Annotated in this window: 13 protein-coding genes; 8 read left to right on the top strand and 5 right to left on the bottom strand. The window is 34.4% G+C overall.

The window, feature by feature from the left end:
* Nucleotides 1-137: 137 nt before the first annotated feature.
* The 3 genes from G3A47_RS17015 (at nt 138) to G3A47_RS17005 (ending at nt 3,716) form a co-directional block, all read left to right on the top strand.
* Nucleotides 138-398 carry a helix-turn-helix domain-containing protein gene (locus tag G3A47_RS17015; protein WP_166924533.1) on the top strand — a complete coding sequence of 87 codons (261 nt, stop codon included), beginning with the start codon at nt 138-140 and terminating at the stop codon, nt 396-398.
* Nucleotides 399-531: 133 nt separating this feature from the next.
* A complete protein-coding gene (locus tag G3A47_RS17010) occupies nt 532-2,061 on the top strand; it encodes a S10 family peptidase (protein ID WP_166924531.1) in 1,530 nt (509 codons plus the stop codon).
* Nucleotides 2,062-2,243: 182 nt separating this feature from the next.
* On the top strand, nt 2,244-3,716 hold the full coding sequence (locus tag G3A47_RS17005; protein ID WP_166924529.1) for an FAD-binding protein: 1,473 nt from the start codon (nt 2,244-2,246) through the stop codon (nt 3,714-3,716).
* Between the two features lie 170 nt (nt 3,717-3,886).
* On the opposite strand, the gene G3A47_RS17000 is transcribed toward G3A47_RS17005, so the two are convergent.
* Nucleotides 3,887-4,819 (bottom strand): hypothetical protein, encoded by a 933-nt coding sequence (locus G3A47_RS17000; RefSeq protein ID WP_166924527.1) that lies wholly within the window; start codon nt 4,817-4,819, stop codon nt 3,887-3,889.
* A gap of 386 nt (nt 4,820-5,205) precedes the next feature.
* Here G3A47_RS17000 and G3A47_RS16995 point away from each other — a divergent pair, with 386 nt between their 5' ends.
* Nucleotides 5,206-5,712, top strand: coding sequence for a GNAT family N-acetyltransferase (locus G3A47_RS16995; RefSeq protein WP_166924525.1), 507 nt, complete (start codon nt 5,206-5,208; stop codon nt 5,710-5,712).
* Between the two features lie 38 nt (nt 5,713-5,750).
* Nucleotides 5,751-6,299 (top strand): HutD family protein, encoded by a 549-nt coding sequence (locus G3A47_RS16990; protein ID WP_166924523.1) that lies wholly within the window; start codon nt 5,751-5,753, stop codon nt 6,297-6,299.
* A gap of 78 nt (nt 6,300-6,377) precedes the next feature.
* Here the strand turns inward: G3A47_RS16990 and G3A47_RS16985 are convergent, their stop codons facing one another.
* From G3A47_RS16985 to G3A47_RS16970, 4 genes are all read right to left on the bottom strand, one after another.
* Nucleotides 6,378-6,761, bottom strand: a complete 384-nt coding sequence (locus G3A47_RS16985) for a DUF3037 domain-containing protein (RefSeq protein WP_166924521.1) — start codon at nt 6,759-6,761, stop codon at nt 6,378-6,380.
* On the bottom strand, nt 6,751-7,533 hold the full coding sequence (locus G3A47_RS16980) for a HipA family kinase (RefSeq protein ID WP_166924519.1): 783 nt from the start codon (nt 7,531-7,533) through the stop codon (nt 6,751-6,753). Before G3A47_RS16980 ends, G3A47_RS16985 begins: the two co-directional genes overlap by 11 nt.
* 362 nt (nt 7,534-7,895) lie before the next feature.
* The gene (locus G3A47_RS16975) at nt 7,896-8,741 is read right to left on the bottom strand and encodes an NAD(P)H-hydrate dehydratase (protein WP_166924517.1); all 846 of its coding nucleotides are present in this window, start codon (nt 8,739-8,741) and stop codon (nt 7,896-7,898) included.
* Nucleotides 8,742-9,092: 351 nt separating this feature from the next.
* Nucleotides 9,093-10,031: a DUF6268 family outer membrane beta-barrel protein gene (locus G3A47_RS16970; RefSeq protein ID WP_166924515.1), complete on the bottom strand. Its 939-nt coding sequence runs from the start codon at nt 10,029-10,031 to the stop codon at nt 9,093-9,095.
* A gap of 671 nt (nt 10,032-10,702) precedes the next feature.
* Here G3A47_RS16970 and gcvT point away from each other — a divergent pair.
* The 3 genes from gcvT (at nt 10,703) to G3A47_RS16955 (ending at nt 15,247) form a co-directional block, all read left to right on the top strand.
* Nucleotides 10,703-11,785 carry a glycine cleavage system aminomethyltransferase GcvT gene (gene gcvT, locus G3A47_RS16965; RefSeq protein WP_166924513.1) on the top strand — a complete coding sequence of 361 codons (1,083 nt, stop codon included), beginning with the start codon at nt 10,703-10,705 and terminating at the stop codon, nt 11,783-11,785.
* Between the two features lie 344 nt (nt 11,786-12,129).
* Nucleotides 12,130-14,160, top strand: a complete 2,031-nt coding sequence (locus G3A47_RS16960) for a S41 family peptidase (RefSeq protein WP_166924511.1) — start codon at nt 12,130-12,132, stop codon at nt 14,158-14,160.
* A 373-nt stretch (nt 14,161-14,533) separates the two neighbouring features.
* On the top strand, nt 14,534-15,247 hold the full coding sequence (locus G3A47_RS16955) for a YebC/PmpR family DNA-binding transcriptional regulator (RefSeq protein WP_166924503.1): 714 nt from the start codon (nt 14,534-14,536) through the stop codon (nt 15,245-15,247).
* The last annotated feature ends 180 nt before the right edge of the window (nt 15,248-15,427 follow it).

Raw genomic sequence — 15,427 nt, 5'->3', positions numbered from 1 at the left:
TCAAACCCTAAGCGGACAACTCGAACTTTTAAAACTAGAAGAAGCTGAATTCAAATATAGTAAAAAAAATCATTTGTGGTATTATAATACCACGAATTTCTTATTTGTAATATCCAAATTGCTTAAAAATGTTGATTATGATAAATGAAGAAATAAAAGATAGTTTTTTATTACTATTTGGTAAAAACTTAGAGGATAATAGAAAGAAAAAAAAGCTGAGCTACAGGGAACTTGCGCAAAATTGTGATCTTGATCATAGTTATATTAGTAAAATTGAAAAGGGAGAGATTAATTTAACTTTAGAGACGTTACTCGAATTGATGAAAGCATTGAATATTAGTGCAAAAGATTTATTTGACTTTGATTTCGATGTAAACAAACTTAATCGTTCAGAATAGAGATAATAATTGCGAGAGGGATCAGTTAAAAATAAGATGATGACTAATTTTTTATATCTTTAAAAACTATAATAAAAACAACTTAATTAAACCATTGAAATTTCATCATCAAAACAACACCCCCTCTATTTCTATGAAAAAAGCAATACTCTCATTCCTCTTAGTCAGTTTTTTTACTTCCTATGCTCAGGAATCAAAATCAAAAACCTCTTCTACGCCTCCTGCAAAAGAAGAAAGTTCTGTTGCTAATCTTACTTTCAATCCCGATTCTCAAGTTATCACGAATCATATTACTACCATAAAAGGACAGAAAGTTCCTTATAAAGCAACAACAGGTACTATGCCCGTCTGGGACGAAGACGGAAAAGCAATTGCCGGATTATTCTACACTTATTATGAGCGTTCTGACGTAAAAGATCGTGCTTCACGTCCTCTGGTTATTTCCTTTAATGGTGGTCCGGGCTCTGCTTCGGTTTGGATGCAGATTGCTTACACGGGACCAAGTTTGTTGAATATTGATGATGAAGGATACCCTTTGCAGCCTTACGGGATAAAAGAAAATCCATATTCGATTCTGGATGTTGCGGATATCGTTTTTGTAAACCCTGTCAATACCGCTTATTCAAGACCTGTAAATAAAGAAATACCCACTACAAAATTCTTTGGCGTAAATGCCGACATTAAATATTTGGCCGATTGGATCAATGGTTTTGTAACCCGCTCTAATCGCTGGGCTTCCCCTAAATACCTGATAGGCGAAAGTTATGGTACTACCCGCGTTTCGGGATTAGCACTTCAATTGCAAAACAATCAATGGATGTATCTTAACGGAGTGATTTTGGTATCTCCAACTGATTTGGGAATAACTCGTGGCGTTGTTTCTGATGCGGCTCTTAAATTACCTTATTTTGCAGCTACTGCCTGGTATCACAAAATGCTTACTTCCGATCTGCAAAACAAAGATTTAACCGATATGCTACCCGAGGTTGAAAATTTTACCATAAACGAACTTCTTCCTGCCATGAGCAAAGGAGGATTTTTGGAAGAACAAAAAAGAAAAGAAATTGCCTCTAAAATGGCACACTATTCTGGTATTTCGGAGAAAGTTATACTGGAAAACAACTTAGACGTTCCCCTTGATTATTTTTGGAAAGAACTGTTAAGAGACAAAGGATATACGGTAGGAAGACTTGATTCCAGATATAAAGGAATTGACCGCAAAGCCTCCGGTGAAAGTCCTGACTTTAATGCGGAGCTAACTTCCTGGCTGCATTCGTTTACGCCTGCCATCAATATGTATGTACGCAATAATCTCAATTACAAAACCGACTTTAAATACAATATGTTTGGTTCCGTGCATCCTTGGGACAAATCCAATAATAAAACAGGCGAAAACCTGAGACAGGCCATGGCACAAAATCCGTATTTACACATAATGGTGCAATCAGGCTACTATGACGGTGCCTGTGACTACTTTAATTCTAAATACAATTTATGGCAACTGGATCCAAGTGGAAAACTTACTAATAGAATGTCATGGAAAGGTTATAGAAGCGGTCATATGATGTATTTAAGAAAAGCCGATTTAGAGACCGCAAATGAAGATATCAGAACATTCATAAAACAATCATTGCCTAAGGCCGGAGAAGCTGCAAAATATTAAATTGAATAGCTGATTCTAAATTTCTTTTTTCAATTGCCTCCAACTAAAGTTGGAGGCAATTCAATTTATTAAATCTGGCCCATAAAGCTTAAGCCACGCTAGCACGAGCGTCCCGCTAGCACGCTTTCCAACTTAAATTTAATTTGTAAAATATTAAAAAAAACACTTCCAAAGGCTCAATAATGAAGAAAAAACATTTCTATCTTTTACTATTAATTCTATTAACCGTTATTTTCATATCGGTTCCCATTATTCATGTATTAAAAACAAAATGGAATGAAACCGACCATAAAACCGAAATTCCACAAGGTTATACAAACGATGCTAGTAAGCTTAATCTAACAAAAGTCGATACAATCCTTAAGGTACCTAATAATAAAGATTCAATAGTAGGGCAACTTCAAAAGATATTAAAGTATGCGCAACAGAATAATCTAAAAATTGCTGTTGCCGGCGCACAACACAGCATGGGTGGACACAGTATTTACCCTGATGGGATTGAAATAAATATGCTTCCATACAAACATATGGAATTAGATTCGACAACTAATATTCTAACTATTGGTTCCGGTGCACTATGGCAGGATGCTATCGAATATTTAGATCAATACGACAGATCGATTGCGGTAATGCAAGCCTTCAGTTCTTTTTCGATTGGGGGTTCTATGAGTGTCAACGGCCATGGCTGGCAAAAGGACTCTCCTCCTATTTCGTCCAGTATTGTTTCTTTTACACTCCTGAATTATCAAGGTAAAATCCTTAACTGTAGCAGAATCGAAAATCAGGAATTGTTTAAACTGGTTATTGGCGGTTATGGTCTTTTCGGGATTATTCTGGATGTAAAACTTCAAGTTGTAACTAACTCCTCATTACGGTTTAAATACGTTCGGCTGAGTGCAGAAAATTATGTCTCAAATTATAAGAAATATGTATCTGAGAATCCAAATGTGGAGCTTGTCTTTGGAAGATTAAGAATCTCTAAAAAACACTTTTTGGAGGATGCTACTTTAAACTTTTTCGAAAGAGTAAAAGACAAACCTTTACACTTACAACAGCAAAATAAGAATAATGCGGAAACCAAACGATTGGTCTTTAGAAGTACCGTAAACAGTGAATATGGTAAAAGACTCCGTTGGGATCTGGAAACTGAAATGAATAGGGTTACAAGAAATGAAATTTTCTCCCGAAACGAATTATTAAATGATCATGTGTCATTAATCGAAAATAAGGATCCAAATTCAACAGATATTCTGCAGGAGTATTTTATTCCGGAGAGAAATTTTAATCAGTTCCTTAAAGAAATGAAACCTATTTTAGAAAAATCAAATATTGATTTAATTAATATTACAATTCGTGGTGTTTACAAAGACAATGATAGTTTCATGAATTATGCGGGAGAAAATGTGTTTGGCTTTGTGTTTTTATTCAATCAGAAAAAAACAGAGCAACAGGAAAATCAAATGAGGGCTTTAACGAATGATTTAGTTGATATCACCTTAAAAAATAAGGGAACTTTTTATCTGCCGTACCGATTACACATTGATAAAGAAAAAATGAGAAAAGCATATCCACAAGCTGATGCTTTTTTTCGATTCAAAAGAAAATATGATCCGAAAGAGATTTTCAACAATAAATTTTATCTGCATTATAAATAAAATTCTCATTATTTACAATTGCCTCCAGCTTTAGTTGGAGGTTAATGGATGAATGGCAACAAGGCTTTAGCCAAAATCAGATCATTTTTACAAAAGTAAAAGTCTTATACGTTTTAGAAAACCAAAACATATAAGACTTACATTCAAAAATATATTTTTTGTATCTGTTTCTATTTGTAAATAAAACTCATTTTTTCATTAATGAAATTTCCTGCAGGAGTTTCGTTAATGTCTTTAATCGTTGTTCCTGACAACAAAATTTCAGTTAACCTGCCATGTTTATCAACATTTCTACTGAAATTAATCGTTTTGTAAGCAAAATAACCCGGTAAGGATTTCTCATATGATAATTCCGCTTTAGTTATATTGTTGACATTATTTTTACCTAGTTTATCCTTAAAGAAAATATGTAACCCTTCAACACTACCATAGTACAAAGGCGTTTCATATACCATATCCCCCATATTCATGTATGGACTGGCATCATGAGTATAATTAACCACAGTTCCTATTCCTGACTTCACTTCCGTTATTTTGGCCTGAGTAATATTTCCATTAACCTGCTGAAAATCTACTTGTTTATTTAAACTATAAGAATTTCCCCAGTTAACCGATTTGCGATAAAACTGAACCTTCGAAAGGTATTTATTAGTATAACTAAATAGTGTAGAATCTGTTTGTGAATTGCGAACTTCATTAGCAGCTGCATATACATCAAATTTTCTATCAACAATCAATACAACATTTCCATCTTTCAAAGTGATTGTTTTTTTTGATTGCATTTTTATTCCTTCAATAGGATCATCCAATAAATTAATCTCTATTAAATCCGGGTTCACATAGGTTATCCCATGTACAAAACCACCAAGTGCAATTTTGCTGATTCTTTTTAAATTATCATATTCAAAATCTTGTTTATCCATCATGTAAGGAATATTACTGCTAAACGGATAAACAACAGAAACTAATTTTTCATTTGCAGGATTAACGACTTCAGGGAGCACAGGATCAGGAGTCGAAGGCGAATCTGTATCAGAAGAACAAGAAGTAATAGTCGATAAAATTAGAAATGGAAAAATAAATGGTAATTTTAAAAATCTCATGTTTTTGGTATTTTAAATTAGGGCAATGGTTGTTTTTAAACAGCCGCAAACATAAAACTTATATTACTAAAAATCATTACATAAAATTCAAGTTTTTTACTTTTTTATTTTGCAAATAATTCCACTTTTAGAGGCTGTTCAATCCTTTTTGCGACTAAACGAAATCCGGTTTTCGCTTCATCCCACTTAAAACAATGTTAGCCAACAGCTTATATATTTCTTTTCCAATTGTCTCCAACTTTAGTTGGAGGTCAATAGATGAATGTCAACAAGACTTTAGCCAAAATCAACACGTTTCTGATTAAAGCCATTTCTAAATTTTTTACTTTTGTTTCTCCAGCCCAGGCTGCAGACTCTTTGACTTTTAAAATTTAGTACCATTCTCAATGATCACAAAAGCAACAATAGCAGACATTCCTGCATTAAACCTACTAATCAATTCAGCTTACAGAGGCGAATCCTCTAAAAAAGGCTGGACAACAGAAGCTAATCTTTTAGAAGGAAAAAGAACCAACGAATCCGAATTGGGGGAAATCATTAACAATCCAAAAAATACGATTCTGAAATTTACAGAGAACGATAGGATCATCGGCTCTGTTTTACTCGTAAAAAAAGAACAGCAATTGTATTTAGGAATGTTAACCGTCTCTCCTGAATTACAAAACAGCGGAATTGGCAAAAAGATGTTGGCCGAAGCTGAAAATCATGCTAAGTCTTTAGGCTTGTCTTCAATTATTATGACCGTAATTTCAGTACGTGAAGAATTAATTGCCTGGTACAAACGCCATGGATACATAGACACAGGCGAAAGAGAAGCTTTTCCGGAAAGTGAAATTCACGTTACAATTTCTGAAGAACCTTTGGAATTTATATTTTTAGAGAAAAAAATTTAGAGAGAACATCGATAATTTCTTATTCCTAATAATAAAAAATGAACATACATCTTTTACCTAAAGAAAATAGTACAGCCTCAATTTGGAGTAGTGGATTGACATATGAGTATATGATATATCCGAAAACCGCAAGTTATAGCGATAGAGATTTTGTATTCAGAATCAGCAGTGCCACAATAGAGCAAGAACCTTCCGCATTCACCAAATTTAAAGGCTATCACCGTTATTTGGTGATGCTCGATAACCTATTAGATATTGAGGTGAATAAAGAAAATAAGGTATATAAGAAGCATGAAATCATGGAATTTAGTTCGGATGACGAAGTGACTTCTTATACAAAAGGCATGGATTTTAACTGGATGGTTTCTGAAAAAATACGTAATCACAAACTGAAATTAGCGAATGGTGACCAAGATTGTAATGCTCAAATAGTATTTTTATTTTCTTTAGATACAACAGTTCTAAAAATCAATGAGAAGCCATACGCCTTAAAACCTTATGATTTATTGCTCATTGAAAATCAAAAAAAGGAAAATATAACGCTTCAATTTTCCAATGAATGCCTGTATGGGATATTAGATTTTTAATCCCGTGACTTGGCAAAACTACTTTTATTTCAGAAAAAAACTTGATCACTGTGAACCTCTGTACCTTTGCACCTTCTTCTAAAGAACTAACTCCTCAAACAATCTCTCAATAGTCTTCTCTAAATCTCTACACAAGCCCGGATGCGGTCTTGAGGTTTGAATTGCCGAACTTCTTATCGCTGTTAACCATCTAAAGCGTTCAGGAATATCAAATTGGGCTATTGGTCCACCGTCTTTGACTCCTTTTACAATTTTCTCTAATGAGGTCAAATTACATTCTAACTGTTCGATATCAAAATCCGCAGAAAGAGCTTGTATTCTTTCTTTATTAAGATGAAAAAGTACTTTTATAAATTTGGCTTTTTTGCAAAACAAAATGATTCCGATGTTTAGGAATTCTTCGCGTTCTACTCTTGGTACCACACGAATTACGGCATACTCATATAAGTGATTATCTTGCATTTTGGGCCTGGTTTACAAAGTTCTCGGAATGATTTAATCTCGTTTTCAGAAACTGAAGATACACGTTTCGCAAAGCTTCAGGAGTTTCGTCAGTATCTTCCCATTGCAACCATTCTAATGGAATTGTATTGGTAATTTCCTCCAGAATTTCAGGAGTCAAAAGCGCTTTAAATTCAGCATCAACTTCTTTCAAAAGAGAAGCCTGAGGCAACAAAACATGATCTTTTATCAGCGCAAACGGACTTTTAGCATGTTGTTCCCAATTGTTCCAGGAATGATGAAAATACAGACAGGCACCATGATCAATAAGCCATAGTTCTTTATGCCAGATTAACATATTGGTGTTTTTAAAAGTACGATCAACATTGGTGATATAAGCGTCAAGCCACACGATTTGGGAAGCCAGTTTAGCATCTACAGTAGTCACAACGGGATCAAAAGTAATGGCTCCCGACAAGAAGTGAAGTGCCAGATTAAGTCCTTGGCTTCCTTGTAACAGATCCTGAATTTCTTCGTCAGCCTCTGTTCTCCCAAATGCTTCGTCAAGATGAGCGAAAACCAGTTCGGGAAGCTGCAATTTTAAAGCTTTCGCTATCTGACCGCCAACCAATTCGGCAATTAAGGCTTTTACACCATGCCCTGCGCCCTTAAATTTTAATACATATTTAAAATCGTCATCGGCTTCTGCCAAAGCGGGTAAAGAACCGCCTTCGCGCAAAGGTGTAATATAACGTGTAACATTTACCGTTCTAAGATCGAAATTGTTTTCCATAAGCAGTATTTACTGGAATACAAACTTACGAATTTTGATTTTAGCGTTCCGAATTTAAAATTCCAAGTTTTTAAAATTGCTTCATCAGTTTGTCTGCGACCTCTTTAAATTGCAATATTTAACTCAAGTTGTTGGTTGTGAGATGTGAGATGTGAAAAGCAATAAGTTTTGTTTAATTTATTGACATCTTACCTTTTACAAACATATCGTTACTCCGGATCAGTGAAATATAGTAACAATTCATCTAAATTCTATCGCTTCGTCTGAAGGCAAGAAAATCTGCTAAATAAATCATATGCCTTTTCAGGTTATCATGTCACATTTTACATCTCACATTTCACATTTCACAGCCATCAAAAAAACTAATCTAAAGACATAAATGCTCTTCCTAAGTTCCTTATAATGTCTGACGCAATAAAAGACTGATAACCTGTTTTTTGCACTCCAATATCTGCTGTTAATCCATGAATAAAAACACCAAGTCTTGCCGCTTGATCCGGTAAATAGCCTTGTGCTAACAGGCTTGTAATGATTCCTGTTAAGACATCCCCGCTTCCGGCAGTAGCCAATGCGGCATTACCAGTTGTATTTTGATAAATTTTATTTTGGTTAATAATAAAAGTAGGAGCCCCCTTCATTACAATTATCACTTTATAATACTCCGAAAAAGCAATTGTCTTTTCAAATTTATCAATCTCTGAGCTCCACTTTCCTACTATTCGTTCGAGTTCTTTCGGGTGAGGTGTCAGAATAGTGTTTTCAGGTAAAAGATCCAGCCAGGATTTATTTCTTGATAAGATATTTAAAGCATCAGCATCAAGAACCAAAGGGCTTTTATTAGTCTTTAAAAATTCGAAAAGTGCCATTTGTGTACTCTGCTCCTGTCCGACTCCGGGACCAATTCCGATTGCTTGTGGTACTAACGAAAAATTAATTTTGGTAATGCAATTTTCATTTTCATCTGTTATGACCATCACTTCCGGATTACTAATTTGCATAATCTGATAACCACATTTTGGAGTAAAAGCCGTTACCAGTCCACAACCCGCTTTTAAACAAGCTTTTGAAGCCAAAACCGCCGCACCAATTTTCCCATAACTTCCTCCAATAATTATAGCATGCCCCTGAATGCCTTTATGAGTTAAAGGATTCAGAGGTTTATAAAAGCTTAGGATTTCTTGTTTGGTTATCTGAAGCGGAACTTTCATTATGGAAAATTTTACAAACCTAAAATTATAAAAAATATTGAATACGAAGAATTTTCTTGTTACTAAAAAATACAATTCTATTTATTCTTTGCATTCACTTTAATAATAAGCGCACGATGTTTTAATGTTTATTATTATGGAATCCCTTTGCTTTTTATTTTAAAACAAACATTTCAAACCCATTATGACACTACCAATCCTCTTTCTTGTGATCTGGTTGTTTATAAGATTAGAATTTTGTTCCATTTGATTTTAGTTAGGTGAATTGAAATATTAGATTTTGAAGAAATATATTAAGTTGTCAATACGCAAATGCAGTTCAGCCATTGCAAAATAGATGTTGCATTTTTATCAAAACTTATAATTGAGACCTACTCCAATTGCAACACTGGCTTTTTGAGAGAGAGCTAAAGGGGTTCTTTTATCTATATCTCTGAAAGGTATCAAATCTACTTTTTGATTCTTGTCATAGTAACCCAGCTTCTGTATGTAATTATATCCTGCATTTGCTTCTATCGAAAGATTTTTAGTGAATGCATAAATATAGAACAATTGCACTTTAGATTGCTGAGCCTGAAAATAGGCCGGATTTATTTTGTTCGATAGGCCATATGCACCGCCAATCAACCTGTATTCATGGCCAATGCCGACTACCCCATTCTCCGAAAGCTTGTATTTTACTTTTGCAAAAACCGGCAGTGTTCCCGAGAAATTTAATTTTTTATTCGGACTCCAATCTATTCCGACCAGAGGTAACAGTACTGTTCCGAAGAATTGCCCGGAAAAGGCCGCGCCAAATGAATACGAAAACATTTCTGATCTTCTGATCTTTAACATAGCGGCAGCAGTATAGGTCATATCCTCTGCGCTGATCACTTTTAAATCAGATGCTAACATTGGTATGAAACTGATGATTAGAGCGTATTTGGGCGAGAATGCTTTTTGAAAAGTTAAAGGGACCGAAACTGAATGAAAATTACCCTCGGCCAAACTGGAAGAATTGGAAAGGAAAAAACCACTATACCCAAATCCAATCACAAGAAAATCAAGCTTCCCTTTTTCCAACTTACTATATAAAGGCAATGTAAGAGCTGTATTAACCTGCTGTATATTTACATTCTCGTCATTAATTTTAAATGGAGAATAACTATAATCAATTTTAAATGAAGACAGACCAGGTACCGGCGATAATGCCTTGATCTTCTCTTGTGCGGGAACAGCTTGTGCCAGTACTGTTAATTGGATAAAACTAAAGGCAATAGCAAATAGAAATAATACTTTTGTTTTCATTAATTGTGTTTTTGTTTTTTTAGAAAATTTAAAAAAATGACAAAAAGACCTGAAATAGGCATAAAAAAACACTGCCTATCAGCTCTTTACATCTAAAATTGGAGTTTTGTTTTTGGAAAATTTAAGTAACTGTCTAAAAATTCGAAATAGACACTTAAAACACTACTAGTCAATTGTTTATTTATCGAATATTTTTCGCAATTTGTTTAGTACTAAGTAATTGTAAGCTATACAAAGGAAAAACTATTCGGGTAATCTGACAGTTAGCCCGTGGAAATACAATATTACATCTTATTGAAGATAAAAACAAGAAAAATACGAGTTATCTGATATTTTTATACCGTTTATTCTTCTAAAAAAAGTCATCAATAACGTTTTGAATTATTCTGGATGCCCTCATACACTAGTAGGCAAACGGGCATTCCCTCCTTACTAATAGCACTATCCAAAACTAATAAGACCAAAAAACTTTTCATTTATTATACATTTTGAGGTATTCAATTAGGTATTATTAAAATTGAGTAAAGATTTCGCATTTTATCTAAAATAAGATAAAAAAGATAACGACTAGCACAAAATCAGTATCAATCTTTTAAGGATTTTATAATTTAGACTGTTTTATTCTAATATTTTTTAAATAAATTTGCGACTCAATTATATAAAACAACACAATGAAAAATACTGCGCTTACGCACATACATGAAGGTTTGGGAGCAAAAATGCTACCATTTGCCGGCTATAATATGCCAATTACATACGAAGGGGTCAATGCAGAACACGAAACGGTTCGTAACAGTGTGGGCGTTTTTGACGTTTCACACATGGGTGAGTTCTTACTTACAGGACCAAATGCTTTAGCTTTGATTCAAAAAGTAACATCAAATGATGCTTCAACTTTAACTATCGGAAGAGCACAATATTCTTGTTTGCCAAATAATGATGGCGGAATTGTAGACGATTTAATTGTATACAAAATGAAAGAAGAAGAGTATTTACTGGTTGTAAATGCTTCGAATATCGATAAAGACTGGAATTGGATTTCATCACACAATGATTTGGGTGTTGAAATGAAAAATCTTTCAGATGAGTATTCTCTATTGGCCATTCAGGGACCAAAAGCGGTTGAGGCCATGCAATCTTTGTCTTCTATCGATTTATCTGCAATTGCTTACTATCATTTTGAAGTAGCTGATTTTGCAGGTCTTAATGACGTAATCATTTCTGCTACCGGTTACACGGGTTCAGGTGGATTTGAAATTTATTGCAAAAATGCCGATGCAGAAGCCATCTGGAACAAAGTTTTTGAAGCCGGTGCCCCTTTTGGTATCAAGCCAATTGGTCTTGCAGCTCGTGATACTTTACGTCTTGAGATGGGATTCTGTTTGTACGGAAATGATATCAACGATACTACTTCTCCATTAGAAGCAGGTTTGGGATGGATCACTAAATTCACAAAAGAATTTACAAATTCTGATAGCCTGAAAAAACAAAAAGAAGAAGGCGTTACCAGAAAACTAATTGCTTTTGAAATGCAGGAACGTGCGGTACCAAGACACGATTACGAAATTGTTGACGCAACAGGTGCCGTAATTGGTGTAGTTACTTCGGGAACGATGTCACCTTCAATGAATAAAGGAATTGGTTTAGGATATGTAACAGTAAGCAATAGTGCTGTTGATAGCGATATCTTTATCAGAATCAGAAAAAATGATGTTCCTGCAAAAGTGGTTAAATTGCCATTCTACAAGAAATAACATTTTTAAACTTATAGTTCAGATGCGTTACAATAAAAATTGTAACGCATTTTTTTTGCCACGACCCGAGCGATAGCGAACAGACGAAGCAATTACACTAATTTTCACTAATTTTTTAATGTTTTTATTTTTTGGCAACACTAAAAAAATCTTCCTAATCTGTGAAATCTGTGGCAGTAAAACTTAAAGAAAACAATTCGTGGAAATTCGTGCAATTTGTGGCAGAAAACCTTCTCTGTGTAATTTGACCCAATTAATACTTCCTTTACCGATATTTTAAAGAATTTACTGTCTTTTATCGAAAAATAACCGTAATTTTAGTCTGAACGATCACTTTCAGATTTATGAAAAAAATAATCTTTGTATTTGTATTAACTACCGGAACTCTATTTAGTCAGAATAGCGATAAAACCTGTGAAATACTAAATAAGATAAATACACTAATTCAGGCGGAGCACATTCGTCCGAAACCGGTGGACGATAGTTTGTCTGTATTTGTTTTTGATAATCTGATCAATGAATTAGATCCTTCCCGAAATATATTTTTTCAGAGTGAATATGAAGAAATAGCTCAAAAATATCGTTCTAATTTAGACGATTTGATTCTTCAGAACAATTGTAGCTTTTTAGAAGATATTACCTCTAAATACAGGAATGGACTCCTTAGAACTAAAGCCGTTCTGGAGAAAATCCAAAGCGAACCAATTGATTATAACAAAAATGACACAATACGGTTTTACAAAAAATCATTTGCTTTTTACCTTAATAAAGAAAATCTGGAAAAAGTCTGGCTCAAAAAACTGCGCTATCAGATTCTGGATGATGTCGCAGAAACCAGCAACAATTTAGATTCTCTAAAAACCAATTTCAAATCGATTGAAGCTGTTTCAAAAAAGTCGATTTTATCTAATGAAATTTGCCGAATCAATACATTGCTCGAAACAAAAAGCAAGCAGGATGAAAAGTTGTACAATTTCTTCTGTACCTATTTCGACCCGCATACAGCTTATTTTAGCGATGATTCCAAATCAAGTTTTGTTGCTTCCTTATCAAAGGAGCATTTATCGTTGGGAATGACAGTAAATCTCAATGAGAAAAACGAAATAATAGTCGAGGAAATAGATCCGAATGGCCCCGCTTTTAAAACCGGGCAAATAAAAAAAGGAGATCAGATTGTCTCTGTTTCCAATCAGAAAGAAACTCTAAAAGTTTCCTGTGCCTCTTTAGAATCCATTTCGACCATGATTTTATCCGAGTCGAACAAAAGAATTGTCTTTACCTTAAAACGAAACTCGGGTAAAAACTTTGAAGTAGCCATTGAAAAACAAGTCATGAAAGATGAGGAAAACTCTGTTTTTAGCTTTATCGTTGGTAAAGAAAACAAAATTGGCTATATCAAAATCCCAAGTTTTTATGCTGACTTAGACGGAAACAGCAGAAAAGGCTGTGCTGATGATGTCGCTCGTGAAGTAATAAAATTGGAAAAAGACGATATCGAAGGCCTCGTCATCGATTTGATTGACAATGGCGGAGGTTCAATGGAAGAAGCTATAAAACTGGCAGGTATGTTTATTGATTATGGCCCGCTTTCTATTGTGGTGGACAACAAACAGAATCAATCTGTGATAAATGATCCCTTTAAAGGACTTATTTACAAAGGCCCGATTGTGGTTTTAGTCAACAGTAATACTGCTTCAGCAAGTGAGTTTTTCTCTTCCATTTTACAAGATTACAATCGCGCCTTATTATTAGGCAGCAATACTCTGGGTAAAGCAACTATGCAAACAATTCTTTCGCTGGACGAAAACAAAAATACTGACTTCCTAAAAATCACGATAAATAAGTTTTACAGAGTTACAGGCAAAAGTCATCAATACGTTGGCGTTGTTCCTGATGTGATACTTCCGGAGTTTTATGAAGATGTTTATCAAAAAGAAAGTGATTTCCCTACTGCAATTAAAAACGATAGTATTAAACCTTTTTTAAGGTACAAAACATACGTAAAACGAAACCTCATCACTAAAATAGCGCAAAACAGCACCAGCAGATTAGCTGATAATTATTATTTCAACGATATTAAAAAAATCAATCTGAAAATCGATAAGTTAGTCAATGTTCCAAAATCAGAAATCCTCATGACACTGGATGCCGTTTTTGAGCAAAAAAAACGAATAGGCGCTCTTTGGACAGAAATTCATACTTTTAATGATGACAACAATCCCCTTGACGTTTATAACTCAACCGTAAACCAATTTCTACTAGGTGTATATCCTACTGAAAAAACAATTAATCAATACCAGATTGACAATCTTAAAACAAATCCGTACTTAAATGAAGCAGTGAACATTATTACGGAATTTAATGGTTCGAAGTAGAAGTAGGTTTGTTTCAGGTTTCAGGTTTCAGGTTTCAAGTTTTTGTACGAAGGGGCTTCGACTTCGCTCAGCCTGACAGCATAATGCGACCACTGAGCGAAGTCGAAGGACACCCTGAGCGAAGTCAAAACAACGCATTGCGAACTTTGCGCAAAATCTTTGCGCCCTTTGCGGTTAAACCACAGTCACAATATTCAGTCACGGTACAAAATATATCATTTTTAAACCAGGCTTTATTGTCCTGTCACGAAGTCTTAGAGCAATTGTTTTTAAATACAATAACTTATAAAAACATTATACAAAAAAGAATCCTTTTGTTTTTGGAAAAATAAGGAATAACCGTATTTTTGCGTCACAAAATAAAAAATTAGTAATGGGAAGAGCGTTCGAATTTAGAAAAGGAAGAAAAATGAAACGTTGGTCTGCAATGGCCAAAACATTTACCCGAATTGGTAAAGATATCGTTATGGCTGTCAAAGAAGGTGGTCCTAACCCAGAAGCCAATTCTAGATTAAGAGCTGTAATACAAAATGCAAAAGCGGCCAACATGCCTAAAGACAATGTTGAGCGCGCTATAAAAAATGCCAGTAATAAAGATACTGCCAATTATAAAGAAATCTTGTTTGAAGGATATGCTCCTCACGGAATTGCTATATTAATTGAAACAGCATCTGACAATAATAACAGAACTGTAGCTAATATTCGCAGTTACTTCAACAAATGCAACGGAACAATGGGAACTCAGGGCTCTGTTGAGTTCATGTTTGATCATACTTGTAATTTCCGCATTGCAAAAGGGGAAATTGATGCTGAAGAATTAGAACTGGAATTAATTGATTTCGGTGCAGAAGAAGTTTTTGAAGATGAGGACGGAATCTTAATCTATGCTCCTTTTGGAAGCTTTGGAGCTTTACAAAAAGAATTAGAGAACAGAGGTCTGGAAATTTTATCTTCAGGTTTTGAGCGTATTCCGCAAATCACAAAAGAACTTAACGAAGCTCAAATTGCTGATGTAGAAAAATTAATCGAAAAGATTGAAGAAGACGATGACGTGATGAACGTTTATCACACCATGAAAGAAGAATAAAACCTTTTTCATATACTCTTATCAAAGCTCTGAATTTTCAGGGCTTTTTTTTTGCACACTAAGTATAATGTTCACAACCCGAGTAAAGCGAATTGACGAAGTAATTGCGTCAACGGATTATATTCTTTTTATTTTAATTATGAAAAAACAGATAAACTATTATATTTGCAGCAATCAATA

This window comes from Flavobacterium poyangense, assembly GCF_011751075.1.
GTDB classification, from domain to species: domain Bacteria; phylum Bacteroidota; class Bacteroidia; order Flavobacteriales; family Flavobacteriaceae; genus Flavobacterium; species Flavobacterium poyangense.
Note: the sequence above shows the minus strand (reverse complement) of the source record. Positions and strands in the feature narration are given on the sequence as shown.

Excerpts from the sequence above, each read along its gene's own strand:
- G3A47_RS17010 (WP_166924531.1), top strand. The coding sequence starts at position 532 with ATGAAAAAAGCAATACTCTCATTCCTCTTAGTCAGTTTTTTTACTTCC.
- G3A47_RS16995 (WP_166924525.1), top strand. The coding sequence starts at position 5,206 with ATGATCACAAAAGCAACAATAGCAGACATTCCTGCATTAAACCTACTA.
- gcvT (WP_166924513.1), top strand. The coding sequence starts at position 10,703 with ATGAAAAATACTGCGCTTACGCACATACATGAAGGTTTGGGAGCAAAA.
- G3A47_RS16985 (WP_166924521.1), bottom strand. The coding sequence starts at position 6,761 with ATGCAAGATAATCACTTATATGAGTATGCCGTAATTCGTGTGGTACCA.
- G3A47_RS16970 (WP_166924515.1), bottom strand. The coding sequence starts at position 10,031 with ATGAAAACAAAAGTATTATTTCTATTTGCTATTGCCTTTAGTTTTATC.
- G3A47_RS16990 (WP_166924523.1), top strand. The coding sequence starts at position 5,751 with ATGAACATACATCTTTTACCTAAAGAAAATAGTACAGCCTCAATTTGG.
- G3A47_RS17015 (WP_166924533.1), top strand. The coding sequence starts at position 138 with ATGATAAATGAAGAAATAAAAGATAGTTTTTTATTACTATTTGGTAAA.
- G3A47_RS16955 (WP_166924503.1), top strand. The coding sequence starts at position 14,534 with ATGGGAAGAGCGTTCGAATTTAGAAAAGGAAGAAAAATGAAACGTTGG.
- G3A47_RS17000 (WP_166924527.1), bottom strand. The coding sequence starts at position 4,819 with ATGAGATTTTTAAAATTACCATTTATTTTTCCATTTCTAATTTTATCG.
- G3A47_RS17005 (WP_166924529.1), top strand. The coding sequence starts at position 2,244 with ATGAAGAAAAAACATTTCTATCTTTTACTATTAATTCTATTAACCGTT.
- G3A47_RS16975 (WP_166924517.1), bottom strand. The coding sequence starts at position 8,741 with ATGAAAGTTCCGCTTCAGATAACCAAACAAGAAATCCTAAGCTTTTAT.
- G3A47_RS16960 (WP_166924511.1), top strand. The coding sequence starts at position 12,130 with ATGAAAAAAATAATCTTTGTATTTGTATTAACTACCGGAACTCTATTT.
- G3A47_RS16980 (WP_166924519.1), bottom strand. The coding sequence starts at position 7,533 with ATGGAAAACAATTTCGATCTTAGAACGGTAAATGTTACACGTTATATT.